Raw genomic sequence first — 17,525 nt, 5'->3', positions numbered from 1 at the left:
CTGATCCTCCCAAATCAGGCGACGGGTAATCGTCGTTCCACCAGCTCAGCAAACCAGCTGCAACCGGCGGGAATGGCGTCGTCGTCGAAGTTGTATTCCGGGTGATGGCACATGGCCGTGTCCCCGTTTCCGATAAAGATGTAGGCTCCGGGCCGTTCTTCAAGCATGTAAGCAAAATCTTCTGACGGCATGATTGGATCGGTGCTGTCATTGACCTTGCCTGCCACGGCCTGCGCGGCCTCAGCAGCATAGATGGTTTCATCGTCCGAATTCACCGTCACCGGATAGCCCGGTGTCCACGTCATCTTAGCCGAAGCTCCAAAGGCCGAGGCAGTGTCTTCGGCGATCCGGCGCACGCGTTCTTCAGCGACCTTTCGATATTCTGGGTCAAGTGTGCGAACAGTTCCCCGCAACCGCACCGTATGGGCAATCACATTCGAGGCCACACTATCGGTTTCAAAAGTCCCGACGGTCAGCACCACCCTTTTGATAGGGTCCACGGTACGCGACACCACTGATTGCAAAGCTACAACAATGTGCGACGCAATCAGCGTTGTATCTACCGCCTCATGCGGGGCGGCAGCATGACCGCCTTTACCCGTTACAACAATTTCGAATTCATCCGAAGAAGCCAGCAATGCGCCTGGTCGAATGGCAAACTCACCAACCGGCATTCCCGGCATGTTGTGCATGCCATAGACTTCCTGAATACCCCAGCGCTCCATCAGCCCGTCCTGACACATGGCCAGACCACCTGCCCCGCCTTCTTCGGCAGGCTGGAAAATCAAAACAACAGTACCGTCAAAATTCCTCGTCTCGGCCAGATACTGCGCGGCGCCCAACAGCATCGAGGTATGACCGTCATGACCACAGGCATGCATCTTACCAGAAACCGTCGAAGCATAGTCCAGCCCCGTCGCCTCTTGAATGGGCAGCGCATCCATGTCGGCACGCAGCCCGATAACACGGCCTAGCGTATCCCGACGTCCCTTGATGACAGCAACCACGCCAGTCTTGCCGATGCCGGGCGTGATCTCATCCACACCGAACTCCTTCAGTCGGTCGACCACAAACCCTGCCGTTTCTTCCACATCGTACATCAGCTCGGGATGCATATGCAGGTGACGGCGCCATTTGGTGATCTCGCCATGCATTTCGGCGAGCCGGTTCTTGACGGGCATCTTTAACCTCTCCTTTGAGATGTTATTCGCAGAGCCTCTTTACCAGACGCTCCATAAATTTTTGACCTGCGTTGAATTGAGAAATCGTAATGAACTCATTCGGCTGATGGGCCTGCGCGATATCACCTGGGCCGCAGATAACAGCGGAATAACCAGCTTCCTGAAACTGCCCCGCCTCGGTGCCATAGCTTACCACATGTGTCGCATTGTCACCGGTGAGCGCGCGCACCAGCGTCTCAGCCTCGCCATCTTCTTCAGGCACAAGACCTGGGATCGAAAAATGCTCGGACAGCTCGATCCGGGCGTCGGGATGAACCGCTTGCATCCGCGCCTCGACTTCACGAACCTTATCGAAATAGGCCTTCTGCCAGACCGATTTTTCATCGTCCGGAACGGTGCGGAAATCCATCATGAAGCGACAGTCTTTGGCAGTGATATTATGCGCGGTTCCGCCTTCGATCATACCAACATGGCAGGTAGTCCAAGGCGGATCGAACACTGACGCAATGCCTGAAGGTTGCGCCGCCATATTCTCGGCGTTCCGATCATTGGCCCAATTGATCAGCGGCGCGGCCTCCATGATCGCATTGACGCCTGTGTGCATGATTGAGCTGTGAACTTCGAACCCCACCACATGCGTGTCAAAGCCAAACCCGCCCTTATGGCCGGTGACGGCCTGCATCATCGACGGCTCGCCCACAATCACGGCTGATCCTTTGGGCAGAACCTCCTGCATGTGGGCGATCATCGGCGGCGCGCCGGTGCAGCCAACCTCTTCATCAAAGCTCAACGCCAGTTGCAGGGGGCGTTTGGTGTCAGCGTGATGCGCCTCGACCAAGGCCCAGATCGCCAGCGCGTCAAAGCCCTTCATGTCGCAGGTGCCACGCCCGAAATACTTGCCATCTTTCTCGGTCACGACAAATGGATCGGTGTTCCAAGGCTGGCCATCGATGGGAACAACATCAGTGTGACCTGATAGGACAATCGCGCCCTCTTCCCACGGGCCGACATGCGCGAACAGAGCCGCCTTATGCGGCTGATCCGGATCAGGCCAACGATGCGGTTCGATCCCGTGGCTTTGCAGATACGCCTCGACCCAATCCACCAACGGTAAATTCGTATCGCGACTGACAGTCGGGAATGAGATCAGCTTAGTCATGATCTCTAGCGGAGACAGGCGCTCAGCCATGAGGGTCAATATCCGCTGTCAGTGGTCAAAACAAAATGGCCCGGTTCAACCTCGTTGTATTGCGAGGGTTCGGGCGCGTATCCAATCGGATGAATTGGCGACGGGATCGGTTTGAAGTTCAAGTCTTTTTCCGACTTGCGCTTGTTCGGATCGGCTATCGGAACCGCCTTCATCAGCGCCTGCGTATAAGGGTGCTGTGGGTTCTCAAACACCCGAGCACGCGGACCCAGTTCGACAATGCGGCCCAGATACATCACACCGACATGGTGACTGACCCTCTCGACCACCGCCATGTCATGGCTGATGAACAGATAGCTTAGGCCAAGTTCCGATTGCAGCTCCATCATCAGGTTCAGCACCTGCGCCTGAACCGAGACGTCCAGCGCCGAAACGGCCTCATCCGCGATGATTAGCTTGGGATTCAGCGCCAGTGCTCGCGCAATCGCAATCCGTTGCCGCTGACCACCCGACATCTCATGCGGGAAGCGGCGCATGAAGCTGCGCGGCAGTTGCACCTTGTCGAACAGTTGCGCTACCCGGTCCTGCAGTTCTGACCCCGAGGCAACCCCATAGTTCCGCATCGGTTCAGCGACTTGATCAACCAACTGCATCTGAGGGTTTAGCGAGGCGAACGGATCCTGAAAGATCATCTGCATGTCCAGCCGCGCTTTGCGCAGGCCGGCCTGGTCCAGCTTCATGATGTCGACACCGTCCAGATCAACCTCACCCGCCATCGGCTCCACCAACCGCAGGATCGAGCGCCCCGCCGACGACTTGCCACACCCAGATTCGCCAACGAGGCTGAGTGTTTGCCCCCGGTTCAGCGTGAACGAGACATCTTCGACTGCATGCACGTTCGAGATGGTCCGACGCAGCAATCCGCCTTTCACCGCAAATCGCGTGGTCAGGTTCTTGACCGTCAGCAACACTTCGTTCGTACCCGGGATCGGAGCGATCTTCTGGCCTTCCTCACCCAGCAGTTTCATTGGCTCGGGCGCGGCTTTACCCTGCATCTCGCCCAATTTCGGAACCGCCGCCAGCAACGCCTTGGTGTAATCGTGCTGCGGGTTTTCGAAGATTTCTTTGACGGTGCCTTCCTCGACCTTGTTGCCGCGGAACATGACCACCACCCGGTCCGCCATCTGCGCGACGACAGCCATGTCATGGGTGATAAACATCACCGCCGTTCCGGTCTCGCGTTTGAGGCGGTCCATCAGCGCCAGAATCTCGGCCTGGATGGTCACATCCAATGCAGTAGTGGGTTCATCCGCAATCAACAGGCGTGGCTCACACGCCATGGCCATGGCGATCACCACACGCTGGCGCATGCCACCGGACAGTTCATGCGGATATTGCTTCAAACGTCGCTCGGGCTCAGGGATGCGCACCTGACGCAATAGTTCCAGCGCTCGCTCTTCGGCCTGCGCTTTGTTCATGTCCTTGTGGATTCGCAATCCTTCGGTGAGCTGCCGTCCGACGGTGAAAACCGGGTTCAAGGCCGTCATCGGCTCCTGAAAGATCATTCCGATCTCATTTCCGCGAATCTGCTTCATCAGATCTTGATCGGCGTGGGACAGATCCATTTCCTCGCCGCCGCGGCGATCGAAAAGCAGTTGTCCGCCAGCAATTTCACCGCCGCCGAACTCGACCAAGCGCATCAGCGATAGAGATGAGACTGATTTGCCCGACCCCGATTCGCCCACGATACAGACGGTTTCGCCTGGATTAACCTCGAACGAGACGTCCTCGACGCCCACCACTGGGCCATCTTTAGTTTGAAATTCGACCCGCAGTTTTTTGATCTGGGCAATTGGCTGATCCAGCACGCGCGCTCTCCCCTTGGCGGCTTTTCGGATTGGGTGCCAAACGCTAAGGCGGGCAGATGTGAAAAGTCAAACCGATAGGTCAAATTTCGCAAGGCAAGGCTTGCAATTTTCCAAAACTCTGTTTCGATACGCCGCGTAACCGTTCTGGGGAGAGGTCTGAATACACGAAGGCGATACAATCGTTTCCGTTTGATTCCAAATCCTTATCCCTTTTGACGGCCACGCCTAACCCGCGGGCATCGCGGAGATAATCGAGACACGTATGTGTCCAACATGGAGTGTATGATGAAAATCAAAACCCTTTTGCTTGGTGCGATTGCAAGCACGGCAATGGCCCCGATGGCCATGGCCGAGCGTGGATCGGACGGCAATGTCAGCATCATTTACTGGCAAGCCCCATCGATCCTGAACCCGTTCCTTTCGGGTGGCACCAAGGATGTGGAATCCGCGTCGCTAGTGATTGAGCCGCTCGCCCGGTACAATCAAGATGGCGAAATGGTTCCGTTCCTGGCATCCGAAATTCCGACAGTTGCAAATGGTGGCGTCAGCGAAGACCTGACCTCGATCACTTGGAAAATCGCGCCGGGAATCACCTGGTCAGACGGCACACCTTTCACCTCCGCTGATGTAGTGTTCACTGCAAACTATTGCATGGACCCAGAAGGCGGTTGTGCGCAGGTGACCAAATTTGAAGGTGTCACCAATGTCGAAGCTGTCGATGATCTGACCGTCAAAGTCACATTCGATGCGCCGACCCCGTTCCCTTACGGCCCGTTCGTGGGTGGTGAGAGCCCGATCATCCAGGCGGCACAGTTCGCGGATTGCATGGGAGCCAAAGCGCCCGAATGCACCGAGCAGAACTTTAACCCGATCGGCACAGGCCCGTTTGTTGTCACCGAGTTCAAGCCAAATGACGTGATCACTTTCAAGGCCAATGATAACTACCGTGACCCGGCAAAGCCTGCGTTCGCAACGGTGACATTCAAAGGCGGTGGCGATGCAACTGCTGCTGGTCGTGCGGTCATGGAAACCGGCGAATTTGACTATGCCTGGAACTTGCAGCTTGCGCCTGAAGTGATCGCGCAGATGCAGGAAGGCGGCAAAGGTACTCCGGTCGCAGGCTTCGGCCCGCTGGTGGAACGCATCATGCTGAACCAGACCAACCCGTCGCCAGATCTGCCGGAGGGCGAGCGTTCGACTGCAACGCATCCGCACCCGTTCCTGCAGGACCCTGCTGTTTACAAGGCCATGTCGCTGGCCATCGACCGGCCGCTGCTGGTTGAAATCGGCTACGGTCAGGCCGGTAAGGTTACCTGCAACTGGGTACCTGCGCCTGCCGCGGTGAATTCCGACACATTCAGCTGCGATACTCAAGATATCGAAGGTGCCAAGAAGCTTCTGGATGACGCGGGTATCGTTGATTCCGATGGCGATGGCATCCGTGAAAAAGACGGTGTACCGCTGAAGATTGTCTACCAGACTTCTACCAACGCAGTTCGCCAGGACTTCCAGGCGCTGATCAAAGAATGGTGGAGCCAAATCGGTATCGAAACTGAGCTGCGCAACATCAATGCTTCGGTCTTCTTTGGTGGTGATCCGGGTTCGCCTGACACCTTCCAGAAGTTCTATGCCGACGTTGAAATGTATGCCAACACCTTCAACGGCACTGACCCGCAGTCCTATCTGGGCAACGGCCTGTGCGACAAGGCACCCAAGCCTGAAAGCCAGTGGCAGGGCGAGAACATCAGCCGTTTCTGCAACGAAGAGTTCGACAAGCTGCATGGCAAACTGGCCGAAACCGCAGGTGCGGATGAGCGCGCGCAGATCGCGCGTCAGCTGAACGACATCATGGTTGAAAATGGCGGAATGATCCCGCTGGTGCACCGTGGTCGTCTGTCGGCACACGCCAATACGCTGGGTGGCGTTGTCCTGAACGTTTGGGACAGCGAGCTGTGGAACATTGCGGACTGGTACCGCAAGACCGGTTCCTAAGCGTTAATCTTGCAAAACCGCGCCCCGACCCATATCGGGGCGCGGTCATTTGCAGACCACTCCAACAAGAAGACGCATATAAAGGCGCCTCTTAATGCTCAACTTTACCATCAGACGACTGGTGCTGGCCGTTCCCACGCTACTGTTCATCAGCCTCGTCATCTTCCTGCTCCTCGAACTCGCACCCGGCGATCCGATGGCGCAGGTTCCACTTACCGTCCCCCCCGAAGTCAAAGAAAAGATGCGCGAGGCACTGGGCCTCGGTCAGCCGATGCATATCCGGTTCTGGAAATGGATCGTGCAGTTCTTCTGGATCGAACCGCAGGTACTGGTCGACTCGATCTTTGGTACAACCTTCTCCGAAGGTGACCTACGCGTGATTTCGTGGCAGACCCGCTCACCCGTCATGGACATCGTCGTTCAGCGCATCCCGCAGACCCTGTGGGTTGTTGGCACCGCGTATGTGGTCGCCATCCTGATCGCTCTGCCCATCGGTATCTATTCGGCTTACCGGCAGTATTCCTGGTTCGACCAGATGGGCACATTCGTGTCGATGGTCGGCTTCTCGGTACCGCCGTTCTTCTCGGGCGTATTGGTGATCGTGATCTTCTCAGTCCAGCTTGGGTGGTTCCCGTCGATCTATGACACTACCCATGTGGTCAACAGCTGGGACAGCTTTGTTGTACAACTGAAACAGATGATCATGCCGGTCATGGTCCTGGCTCTGCAGATCACCGCGCAGCTCAGCCGATTCATGCGCGCCTCGATGCTGGACAACCTTAATCAGGATTATGTCCGCACTGCCCGCGCCAAGGGCCTCAGCGAATACACGGTCGTCATGGTCCACGTCCTGCGCAACTCGATGATCCCTGTGGTCACCGTTATCGCGCTGGGTATTCCGGCCATCTTCGGCGGAGCGATCATTACCGAGCAGGTGTTCAAAGTGAACGGCATCGGCCAGTTGCTGATCGGGGCTATTCAGGCCAACGACCTGCCGATGGTCCAAACCCTGACCTTCATCTTTGCCGTGCTGATCGTCCTGTTCAATCTGATCGCCGACGTTCTCTATGGCATTCTGGACCCGAGGATTCGTTATGACTGATCATGATCGTACCGATACACTGGTCCCGGACGAAGGGCTTGCGCCCGCCTCGACAGCGCTGCCAACCACCGATGTGATGGAAGAACTGGCCACCCCACCGCGGAGCCAATGGCGCGATGTCTGGGATCAGTTCAAGACCCACAAAGGCGCGATGATCGGAGCGATTCTGTTCATCTTCATCGTCGCAGGCGTCTATCTGGGACCATACTTATGGAGCATCGACCCCACTCAGATCGACATCCGTTCGCGCAATCAGGGCCCCAGTTGGGCGCATCCCTTTGGCACCGACCAGTTGGGCCGCGATATCCTAGCTCGCATGATGTCAGGCGGTCAGACATCGGTGTCAGTCGGCATCACCGCGATGCTGTTGGCGCTGTTTCTGGGCTCGTTCATCGGTGTTCTGGCCGGGTTTTTCAAACGGCTGGATGGCCCACTGATGCGCCTGACGGATCTGTTCTTGGCCTTGCCGTTGTTACCGCTGCTGCTGGTCATGATGCTGCTCTTCCGCGAGCCGCTATCTGCCGCCTTCGGGTTAGAGCGTGGAATCTTCATCCTGATCGTCTGCGCCATCGGCATCACCTCATGGATGCCCACAGCGCGGATCGTGCGCGGCGATGTGCTGGCGATCAAAGAGCGTGAATTCGTTCTGGCCGCCCGGTCCATCGGCACCAGCAATGGCCAGATCATCACGCGGCACATCCTGCCGAATGTTCTGTCTCCGATCATGGTGTCGGCCACGCTGGGGATTGCAACTGCGATCATCACCGAAAGCGCGCTTTCCTTCCTCGGCCTCGGATTTCCGCCGGACTTCCCGACATGGGGTCGGCTGCTCTTCGATGGCGTCGACTATCTGCAGCAATACCCCGAGCGCGTGTTCTGGCCCGGACTGGCGATCTCACTAACCGTCCTCAGTGTAAATTATCTGGGTGACGGCCTGCGCGATGCGCTGGATCCACGTATTCGCGGACGTTAAGCGAACTTAGTCGGCGCGCTTCAGCGCGCCGGCCAATACGATGATCAGAAAGGCCAGCGGTAAAAGAACTGCAAAGGCAAATCTCAGCGTCATCAACTCGGCCAGAAATCCGATCAGAGGCGGCCCAATCAATAAACCTCCGTATCCCAAAGTCGCGACGCTTGCGATCGCCTGTCCGGGCGGGACATGCGGGTCGTTGGCCGCGCGGCTAAAGGCCAGAGGCATGATTACCGCATAGCCCACTCCCATCAGAGCAAAACCTGCCAAAGCCAATCCTGCCCCTCCCGCCGATACCACGCCAAACACGCCCAGCGCGGCGCAAACGCCGCCAAATCGTGCTGTTGCAACAGGCCCGAAACGCGCGATCACCACCCCGCCCGCAAGCCGGAACGCAACCATCGTGACCGAGAAGACCGCATAGCCTAACGCCGCGATACTCTCAGCCGCACCGGTAACGTCACGCAGGAAAATCGCGCTCCAATCCGCAACAGCCCCCTCGCCCAAAGCGCCGCACAGCGCCGTGAAACCCACAAGGATCAGGGCACCCGATGGCAAAGCGAACACCGATCCAGGTTTTGAAGCCGATCGTTTCGAAGTCCAGCGTACCCAAGACAAAACAAGCGCAAGCGCGACGACAACGCCACCCGCTAGCAGAAAATGTTGCAACACCGACAGCCCCATCTGTACGGCACCGTATCCGCTGAGCGCTCCCAGTCCGGCTCCAAGGCTCCACATCGCGTGAAAGGACGACATGACCGGCTTGTCATAGGCCTGTTCGACCTCTGCCGCCCAGGCGTTCATCGCAACATCCATCGAGCCATGGAAGGCTCCGAATACAAACAGAAACGCCGCAAGCGACCAGAACCCGCCGGCGAGAGCCAAAAGGATCAGGGAAAAGGTGTAGAGAACCGCGATCACCCGCGTGATCGCCACCGCCCCAAACTTGTCCGTCAAACGGCCCGTGATCGGAAACGAACAAACGGCCCCTGCTGCCATGAACAGCAAACCAAGCCCTAGCGCCTCGTGCGTCAGATCCAGCCTGTCCCGAACCGCAGGTATGCGCGATGCCCAGATGCCGAACAGCGCACCGTTCAGGATAAACATGGCGGCCACAGCCCGCCACGCCGCAACAATACCGATCACAGGGAATCCTCATAAAATCTGCCAAACGCCACCCGTTCTACAGATCATTCGTCGCCCGGCATAGACCGCTTATTCAATTCGCTTCCGGATCTGGCGCACCCCGAACCAAACGGCAAGGATGACAGGCACGGTCACAATTGCCGTCAGCATCCCTTTGCTAATACCGGCCTGCGTCAGTGGGTAGAGCAAGTAGCTGACCAGAGACACCGCATAGTAGCTGATCGCCACCACAGATAATCCCTCGACTGTGTGCTGCAATCTAAGGGCCAGATCAGCACGCCGGTCCATGCTTTCCAGCAGAGCCTGATTTTGAGCGCTGCGTTCGACATCGACACGGGTACGCAACAGGTCGCCGGCGCGAATAGCCCTGTCGGACAAGGCCTGCAAACGTCGCTCGGTTGATTTAACCGTCCGCATCGCGGGGTCATAACGACGCATCATGAAATCGGCAAAACTCTGACGTCCATTGAATCTTTGTTCACGCAACACTTCGATGCGCTGATTGACAATCGCCTCATAGGCACCCGTGGCGCCGAACCGAAAAGAACACCGTGCCGAAAGTGTCTCAAGCTCGATCGAGGTAGACAGAAGATCCGGCAACAATTCGTCCGGGTGGGCTGTTTCATCGGACATCTGCCCCATCAGGCGGGTCAATTGACCATCCAGTTCGCCGATGCGCGGCATCAGTTGCTTGACCCGCGCAAATCCCAGCATCGACATTGCCTTGTAGGTCTCAATCTCGCACAGCCGCTGAACGATCCGCCCGGTCCGCCGCCGCCCGGTGCCTTTCTTGACAAACATCGCAAGCCGCATATGCCCCGCCGGATCAATTCGGAAATCACAAGCGCAGATCGCAGCATCATCCAGCACCCGCGCCACTGCTAGGCTTTCCGGCTCGAACCACTGAGCCAGCGAAGCCTTTGCCGCCTCATCTCCCTCGTATTCGACGACGCGAATTAAGGCCGATGTCACCCGCTGCCCCGGGCTCGCCATCAACCAGTCTGGAGGAAACACCTCAAAGTCTGCCGGATTGAACGCACGTTCACTGACGTTCGGAGTGATCGCGGTATAGGTCACAAACTCGGTATGTTGCTCCCATTTCAGCCAATGACGCCCGATCTGACCCGCGTAGTGAGTGGCTTCTGGCTGAGGGTGCTGCGCGCCGTGGCGATCCAGCAGATTGATCAGGTGGGTCATATCCTCGCCACGATCGCGCGTAACCGCTTCTTTGGGCTTCTTGATCGCCAGAAACACAACCGTGCTGGGTAAGGGTGCAACCGGAAATGGGCGTGCATGCAGTTCATTGGCCAGCGTATAGCGAAGCGGATGATTGTCTATGGGCGTCATGTAAGGCTCCGGTGTATCACCGGCACTATAAGGCAGACCGACACAACATCAATTGTTTATTTATTTCAATTACTTACAAGGATACAACGGTATACAATCCCGCTATCTTATTGATTCGGCTCCCATAGCTCGATGGGATTGCCTTCAGGATCGTGGATGCGGGCGAATTTCCCGACCTCGCTGTCCCACTTCGGGTTCGTCTCGACGGTGATTCCGGCGTTCTGTAGTTGGTCGATCAACGCGCTCAGGTCATCGACACGAAAATTGATCATCCATTGCTGCTCGGAGCGGCCGAAATACTCGGTGTCCTGCGCAAAGGGTGCGAACACCGTATATCCTTCCCGCTGCTTCCAGGGCACAGGATCGTAGTGATTGACGCCCAAATGCTTCTCATACCAAGCACTCAACGCCTGCGGATCACGGGCCCGAAAGAATATCCCGCCAATTCCATTTACCTTCTGCATGGTCTGCCTCCTACTATCCCGAGCACTCGCCAAGTTTAACACAGCCCGCTTGCTTCATATGGCTAAAAAACCTTGAGGGGGTTGGAGGCAAGCCCCCATCTCATCACAAAAGAAAAGGGCGCCCTCAGGCGCCCTTTGCAATCAGGTTGTCCCTTCTGATCAATCGATCATGGGCAGCAGCTTGTCGAGCGAAGCCTTGGCGTCGCCATAGAACATGCGGGTGTTCTCCTTGAAGAACAGCGGGTTCTCGATACCCGAATAGCCGGTGCCCTGACCACGCTTGGACACAAACACCTGCTTGGCTTTCCAGCATTCCAACACCGGCATCCCGGCGATGGGGCTGTTCGGGTCTTCCTGCGCCGCAGGGTTCACGATATCGTTCGAGCCAATCACGATCGCCACATCCGTATCCGGGAAGTCGTCGTTGATCTCGTCCATCTCAAGAACAATGTCATACGGTACCTTCGCCTCGGCCAGCAGCACGTTCATGTGGCCCGGCAGACGACCGGCAACGGGGTGGATCGCAAAGCGCACGTTCTTGCCCTTGGCGCGCAGCTTGCGAACCAGCTCGGACACCGATTGCTGCGCCTGCGCCACGGCCATGCCATAGCCGGGAATGATGACGATACTATCTGCATCATTCAGCGCCGCCGCGACACCATCTGCCTCGATGGCGATCTGTTCACCCTCAACAGCCATCTGTTCGCCCTGCGGGCCACCAAAGCCGCCCAGAATTACGCTGACAAAGTGACGGTTCATCGCCTTACACATGATGTAGGACAGGATCGCACCAGACGAGCCCACCAATGCACCAACCACGATCAGCAGGTCGTTGCCTAGCGAGAAGCCGATGGCCGCAGCCGCCCAACCCGAATAGCTGTTCAGCATCGACACAACCACCGGCATGTCGGCCCCGCCGATGCCCATGATCAGGTGATAGCCGATGAACAGCGCTGCCAGCGTCATCAGGAACAGCGGGAAGAAACCGCCCGAATTGGTGTACCAGATCAGGCAGATGAACGACAAAGCAGCCGCACCCGCGTTCAGAGCATGACCGCCCGGAAGCTTGGTCGCCGCCGAGGTCACCTTGCCCGCCAACTTGCCATAAGCCACGACCGATCCAGTAAAGGTGATCGCACCGATGAAGATACCGAGGAACAGCTCAACATGCAGGATCGCCAGTTCGGCCGCGGTCTTCTTCGCGATCAGCTTGGCGAACGCCCCCAGATCGGACAGGTCCGCCTGAGACGCGCTGTCAGCAATCGCCATGACTTGCGCCACATTGCCGATCTCGAAATGGGCATTGAATCCCACGAACACAGCCGCGAGACCCACCAGCGAATGCATCGCGGCCACAAGCTGCGGCATCTCGGTCATCTGCACGCGTTGCGCCACGTACTGACCGATCAGACCACCGCCCGCGATCAGCAGCAACGACAGCAGCCACAGGCCTGAACCCGGACCAACCAGCGTGGCAAAAACCGCCAGCGCCATACCAACAATGCCATACCAGACCGCCCGCTTGGCGCTTTCCTGGTTCGACAATCCACCCAGAGACAGGATGAAAAGGACAGCCGCAACGACATAGGCGGCAGTAGTGAAGCCAAATTCCATGTGCCCGGCCTCCTTAAGATTTCTGGAACATGGCGAGCATGCGCCGGGTTACGAGGAAGCCGCCGAAGATGTTGATTCCGGCCATGAAGACTGACAGCGCCGCCAGCAGAATGACCAGGAACGACCCCGATCCGATCTGCATCAAGGCTCCAACGATAATGATCGAAGAGATCGCGTTGGTGATCGCCATCAGTGGTGTGTGCAGGCTATGGCTCACATTCCAGATCACCTGGAAGCCCACAAAGATCGCCAGCACAAAAACGATGAAATGCTGCATGAAGCTGGCCGGAGCGATCAACCCCACCAGCAACATCAACGCACCGCCGACGCCCAGCAACGTGAACTGTTGCTTGGTCTGCGCTTTGAAGGCCGCGATTTCCTGCGCCCTTTTCTCTTCCGGCGTCAGTTCCTTGACCTCGGCCTTAGGCTGTGCCGCAATCGCCTGCACCTTGGGCGGCGGTGGCGGGAAGGTGATCTCGCCCTCATGGGTCACGGTCGCGCCACGGATCACGTCATCTTCCATGTCGTGATTGACCTTGCCGTCCTTCTCGGGTGTCAGGTCAGCCATCATGTGACGGATATTGGTCGCGTAAAGAGACGATGACTGCGCCGCCATCCGGCTGGGGAAGTCGGTATAGCCGATGATGGTCACGCCATTGTCGGTCACGATCTTCTCATCCGGCACCGTCAATTTACAGTTGCCGCCCTTTTCCGCTGCAAGGTCAACGATGACCGAACCCGGCTTCATGCTCTCGACCATATCTTTGGTCCAAAGCTCAGGTGCCTCACGGTTGGGTATCAGTGCCGTGGTGATGACGATGTCCATCTCGGGTGCCAGTTCCCGGAACTTGGCAAGCTGGGCGTTGCGGAATTCTTCCGACTGGACCGATGCGTAGCCACCAGTCGATGCACCGTCCTGCTGTTCTTCCTCAAAATCCAGATAGACGAACTCAGCCCCCATGGATTCGACCTGCTCGGCCACTTCGGGGCGCACGTCGAACGCATAGGTGATCGCACCCAGCGAGGTTGAGGTCCCAATCGCGGCCAGACCAGCCACACCAGCACCAACGATCAGCACCTTGGCAGGCGGCACCTTACCGGCCGCCGTCACCTGACCGGTGAAGAAACGGCCAAAGTTGTTGCCTGCCTCGATCACAGCACGGTACCCGGCGATATTGGCCATCGAAGACAGCGCGTCCATCTTCTGCGCGCGCGAGATACGCGGGACCATCTCCATCGCGATCACGGTCGCGCCCTTGGATTTGGCGGCCTCCATCCCATCTTCATTCCCAGCCGGGTTAAAGAAGGAAATCAGGGTCTTATCCTTGGTCAGACGCTTCAGTTCGGTGGCATCGGGCTGACGCACCTTGGCAATAATATCCGCCGCCTTCCAAAGCGAGGCGGCGGTCTTCATGACCTCAACGCCTGCGGCTTCATAAGCGGCGTCCGAAAACCCCGCAGCAGCGCCTGCGCCCTTTTCGATCAGGCACTCATAGCCCAGTTTCTGCAACTGCACAGCCGAGTCCGGAGTCATCGCGACCCGGTTCTCGCCCTTGTACGTTTCCTTTGGCGTCCCAATTTTCACCAGTCGGTTCCCCCTAATTTTTGATTCAGGCCAGGTGGGTGTTCGGCATAGAATGACAAGCAGACATGTATCCTGCGCAAGATTATTTCGCAAGCGCAGCAATTATGACGCTGTGTCATGATGACCACACCCTTATATCCATCGTCTGGTCTTGCGTTCATACCGGGCGAAATCGGCGCGGAATGTGCGGCGCAGACGGTCTTCCTCGGGTATGATAAAGCGGCGTTCCAGCACCCAGACAAAAACTGGGATCAGCACCAGCGACAACACCGCGTCAAAACGCAGGATCAGCCCAGTCAGGATCAGCGCATCGCCCACATAGATAGGATTGCGGCTGCGCTTATAAATCCCGGTCTGCACCATGGTCGAGGGTGTTTCGTGCGGAAAGACCGTGGTTTTGTGCCGGCGGAACTCAATCACCGCCATCACGGCCAGAATGATACCGCCACCGATCAGTATGCCGCTGAGCAGATCTGTCACCGCTCCATCCAGAGACAACCCCAGCGGCAACACGCGCGCCTGGACCCAGGCGAGCAAGGCAAAGCCCACAAGCCAAACAGGTGGTATGTCGATCAGGCGCATGGCTGTCCCTTCACGCGGCGACACATGGTGGCAGATGTCGCTTCTGATCGCTCTCCTATCGTTTTCTGACCGCATTGGCAAAAGCGCAGGGTGTCGCATCGACCCAGGGCGCTGGACAACCCGCACCAATAGACAGACACAACGGGATCAGATAGCCAGTTACAACCTGACTGTTTCAGAAAGACAAAGCCTCGCCATGACCGATTTCGCCAAAACCAAATCCATGTTTCACCTGCCCGAGGGCATTCTTTATCTCGACGGTAACTCTCTGGGCCCGTTGCCGAAATCAGCCGGTGACCGTGTAGGAAGCATGATGAAGGACGAATGGGGTCAGTTGCTGATCACCGGCTGGAACAAAGCCGGGTGGATGGGTATGCCGACCGGCCTGGGGGATCGGATCGGACGGCTGATCGGGGCAGAGCCCGGCAGCGTCGTGGTGGGCGATACTCTGTCGATCAAGGTTTATCAGGCGGTCGCCTCAGCGCTGGAACTGAACCCGACCCGCAAGGTCGTCCTGTCGGACAACGGCAACTTCCCGTCGGATCTTTACATGGCAGATGGGCTGTTGCGATCACTGGGGACGGATTATGAACTGCGCGTGGTCGATCCCGAAAACGTCGCTGCACATATCACCGAAGAGGTCGCCGTTCTGATGCTGACCGAGGTCGATTATCGTTCCGGCCGTATGCATGACATGAAGGCTTTGACCGAACTGGCCCACGCGAACGGTGTCGTGACCGTCTGGGACCTTGCCCATTCTGCGGGGGCAATCCCGGTCGATCTGTCCGGTTGCAACGCGGATTTCGCTGTTGGCTGCACGTATAAGTACCTCAATGGCGGTCCCGGTGCGCCAGCGTTCGTCTATGTCGCTCCGCGTCTGTCGGATCGCGTGCGCCCGGCGCTTTCGGGCTGGTTGGGGCATGAAGCCCCCTTTGCCTTCGATCTCGACTATCGCCCCGGCGCGGGAATAGAGAGGATGCGGGTCGGAACCCCTCCGGTCATTCAGATGGCAGCGCTGTCGGCAGCGATGGATATCTGGGACATGGCTAAAATGGCCGATGTGCGCGCCAAGTCTATCGAATTGACCGAATTGTTCATAACCCGGGTTGAGGCTACCTGCCCGGGATTGACACTCGCAAGCCCCCGCGATCCAGCCCAGCGCGGAAGTCAAGTCTCGTTTCATTTTGATGAAGGTTACGCTGCCATGCAGGCTTTGATCGCGCGTGGCGTGATCGGCGATTTCCGAGCGCCCGATATCATGCGGTTTGGCTTTACACCGCTATATGTCGATGAAGGGGATGTAGAACAGGCCGCCCAAATTCTGGCCGATATCATAACCAACAATCTGTGGGACAAACCGGAATACAAAGTTCGTCTGCGCGTCACCTGACCTCAAGCGCCGCGCCCAAAAGCATGGCCAGTTGCAAAATGCCTTGTTCGAACTCTTCAGCGCTGGAGGCTGTCATCTTGACGCCCTTCAGCGATGTGGTGATTGTCTTTGCGGCCTCATCCGGGCCGACAGGCAAATGCGCGCGACCTGCCGCATCCTCGCGCCGTAACCATTCGGCGTAAAGTCGCGTCAATTTGGCCTCGCCCTCCTGAACGATATCCGTCGACATGGATTTGGTCGCGTCCAGCATTTCAAGCCCATGAGGTGAGGCCAAAATTTCAGCCATCCCGTTTGATTGCGCGTCGATCGCCTGAGCGAGGATCTGAGGCAAAGGACCTTCGCTGGCCAAGGCTTCAGCGACTAGGGTAACTTTCTCGCCATAATAAAACTGCGTCAGTTCGCGAACGATGGCCTCTTTATTCTTGAAATGCAGATAGACCGCAGGCCGGGACATCCCTGCCCCTTTGGCAATATCATCCATCGAAGTTTTCTTAAACCCATAGGTCGCAAAGGCCTGAAATGCCGATTTCAGAATGGCCGCTGTCTTGGAATCTTCACTTACACTCGTCATGCGAGAACCTCTGACACTTCTTGTTCATTTTGTCAATTGACAAGCTGACACATTTCATTAATTATGTCAGAAACCAGCCAAAGCTAAGAGAGGTGCGCCATGGCGACGGCCCTTAAGATCAACGGAAAGACCCATCAGGTTGATCTGCCTGATGATGTGCCCTTGTTATGGGTTCTGCGTGATGAGGTTGGACTAACCGGTACCAAGTTCGGCTGTGGTGTGGCTGCCTGCGGCGCCTGCACCGTTCATATTGATGGTGAGGCCGTGCGGTCCTGCCAGGTAGCGCTCTCGGATGTTTGGGGTGATGTCACCACGATCGAGGGGCTTGGCACGCCTGACGCCATGGCAACGATCCAGAAGGCCTGGGTTGACCACCAAGTGGCCCAATGTGGTTACTGCCAGTCGGGCCAGATCATGCAGGCCGCATCGCTACTGGCTGAAAACCCGGCCCCAACGGACGAAGACATTGACGATGCGATGCAAGGCAACCTTTGCCGCTGTGGCACCTATCCTCGCATCCGCGCGGCCATCCATGATGCCGCTGCCAAGTTGAAGGAGGCTTGAGC

At 57.4% G+C, this 17,525-nt stretch carries 15 protein-coding genes; 5 read left to right on the top strand and 10 right to left on the bottom strand.

From position 1 onward, the window contains the following. Positions 1 to 14: 14 nt before the first annotated feature. Genes ACR0BT_RS16335 through ACR0BT_RS16325 form a run of 3 tightly spaced genes read right to left on the bottom strand, consistent with a single transcriptional unit; the run spans position 15 to position 4,196 of the window. Entirely contained in the window at positions 15 to 1,181 is a 1,167-nt protein-coding gene (locus tag ACR0BT_RS16335; RefSeq protein ID WP_480763594.1) for a M20 aminoacylase family protein, read from the bottom strand. 22 nt (positions 1,182 to 1,203) lie between these two features. After that, positions 1,204 to 2,370 (bottom strand): acetylornithine deacetylase, encoded by a 1,167-nt coding sequence (argE, locus tag ACR0BT_RS16330; protein WP_480763593.1) that lies wholly within the window; start codon positions 2,368 to 2,370, stop codon positions 1,204 to 1,206. Between the two features lie 5 nt (positions 2,371 to 2,375). After that, positions 2,376 to 4,196: an ABC transporter ATP-binding protein gene (locus tag ACR0BT_RS16325; RefSeq protein WP_170397103.1), complete on the bottom strand. Its 1,821-nt coding sequence runs from the start codon at positions 4,194 to 4,196 to the stop codon at positions 2,376 to 2,378. 285 nt (positions 4,197 to 4,481) lie between these two features. Here ACR0BT_RS16325 and ACR0BT_RS16320 point away from each other — a divergent pair, with 285 nt between their 5' ends. The 3 genes from ACR0BT_RS16320 to ACR0BT_RS16310 all read left to right on the top strand — a co-directional run bounded on the left by ACR0BT_RS16320 (position 4,482) and on the right by ACR0BT_RS16310 (position 8,263). Further along, positions 4,482 to 6,188, top strand: a complete 1,707-nt coding sequence (locus ACR0BT_RS16320) for a peptide ABC transporter substrate-binding protein (protein WP_170397105.1) — start codon at positions 4,482 to 4,484, stop codon at positions 6,186 to 6,188. A 94-nt stretch (positions 6,189 to 6,282) separates the two neighbouring features. Then, complete coding sequence (locus tag ACR0BT_RS16315) at positions 6,283 to 7,290, top strand: ABC transporter permease (protein ID WP_170397107.1); 1,008 nt, start codon at positions 6,283 to 6,285, stop codon at positions 7,288 to 7,290. After that, positions 7,283 to 8,263, top strand: a complete 981-nt coding sequence (locus ACR0BT_RS16310; RefSeq protein WP_170397109.1) for an ABC transporter permease — start codon at positions 7,283 to 7,285, stop codon at positions 8,261 to 8,263. The genes ACR0BT_RS16315 and ACR0BT_RS16310 overlap by 8 nt, the downstream gene beginning before the upstream one ends. Positions 8,264 to 8,269: 6 nt before the next feature. Here the strand turns inward: ACR0BT_RS16310 and ACR0BT_RS16305 are convergent, their stop codons facing one another. From ACR0BT_RS16305 to ACR0BT_RS16280, 6 genes are all read right to left on the bottom strand, one after another. Beyond that, entirely contained in the window at positions 8,270 to 9,406 is a 1,137-nt protein-coding gene (locus ACR0BT_RS16305; protein WP_480763592.1) for an MFS transporter, read from the bottom strand. Between the two features lie 69 nt (positions 9,407 to 9,475). Beyond that, positions 9,476 to 10,753, bottom strand: coding sequence for a DUF3422 domain-containing protein (locus tag ACR0BT_RS16300; RefSeq protein ID WP_170511543.1), 1,278 nt, complete (start codon positions 10,751 to 10,753; stop codon positions 9,476 to 9,478). A 107-nt stretch (positions 10,754 to 10,860) separates the two neighbouring features. Further along, positions 10,861 to 11,217 carry a VOC family protein gene (locus ACR0BT_RS16295; protein WP_170397115.1) on the bottom strand — a complete coding sequence of 119 codons (357 nt, stop codon included), beginning with the start codon at positions 11,215 to 11,217 and terminating at the stop codon, positions 10,861 to 10,863. A gap of 159 nt (positions 11,218 to 11,376) precedes the next feature. After that, a complete protein-coding gene (locus ACR0BT_RS16290; RefSeq protein ID WP_170397117.1) occupies positions 11,377 to 12,831 on the bottom strand; it encodes an NAD(P)(+) transhydrogenase (Re/Si-specific) subunit beta in 1,455 nt (484 codons plus the stop codon). A 13-nt stretch (positions 12,832 to 12,844) separates the two neighbouring features. After that, positions 12,845 to 14,416, bottom strand: a complete 1,572-nt coding sequence (locus tag ACR0BT_RS16285; RefSeq protein ID WP_170397119.1) for a Re/Si-specific NAD(P)(+) transhydrogenase subunit alpha — start codon at positions 14,414 to 14,416, stop codon at positions 12,845 to 12,847. Positions 14,417 to 14,548: 132 nt separating this feature from the next. Continuing rightward, entirely contained in the window at positions 14,549 to 14,998 is a 450-nt protein-coding gene (locus ACR0BT_RS16280) for a methyltransferase family protein (protein ID WP_223117760.1), read from the bottom strand. 196 nt (positions 14,999 to 15,194) lie between these two features. Here ACR0BT_RS16280 and kynU point away from each other — a divergent pair, with 196 nt between their 5' ends. Next, positions 15,195 to 16,388, top strand: a complete 1,194-nt coding sequence (gene kynU, locus ACR0BT_RS16275) for a kynureninase (RefSeq protein ID WP_223117759.1) — start codon at positions 15,195 to 15,197, stop codon at positions 16,386 to 16,388. Here kynU and ACR0BT_RS16270 read toward each other — a convergent pair. Continuing rightward, positions 16,381 to 16,959, bottom strand: a complete 579-nt coding sequence (locus tag ACR0BT_RS16270; RefSeq protein WP_170663825.1) for a TetR/AcrR family transcriptional regulator — start codon at positions 16,957 to 16,959, stop codon at positions 16,381 to 16,383. The two genes, kynU and ACR0BT_RS16270, sit on opposite strands and share 8 nt — an antisense overlap. Before the next feature lie 99 nt (positions 16,960 to 17,058). Here ACR0BT_RS16270 and ACR0BT_RS16265 point away from each other — a divergent pair, with 99 nt between their 5' ends. Next, on the top strand, positions 17,059 to 17,523 hold the full coding sequence (locus tag ACR0BT_RS16265) for a (2Fe-2S)-binding protein (RefSeq protein ID WP_170397127.1): 465 nt from the start codon (positions 17,059 to 17,061) through the stop codon (positions 17,521 to 17,523). The last annotated feature ends 2 nt before the right edge of the window (positions 17,524 to 17,525 follow it).

The sequence above is a fragment of the Ruegeria sp. CJ6 genome, assembly GCF_056536665.1.
Note: the sequence above shows the minus strand (reverse complement) of the source record. Positions and strands in the feature narration are given on the sequence as shown.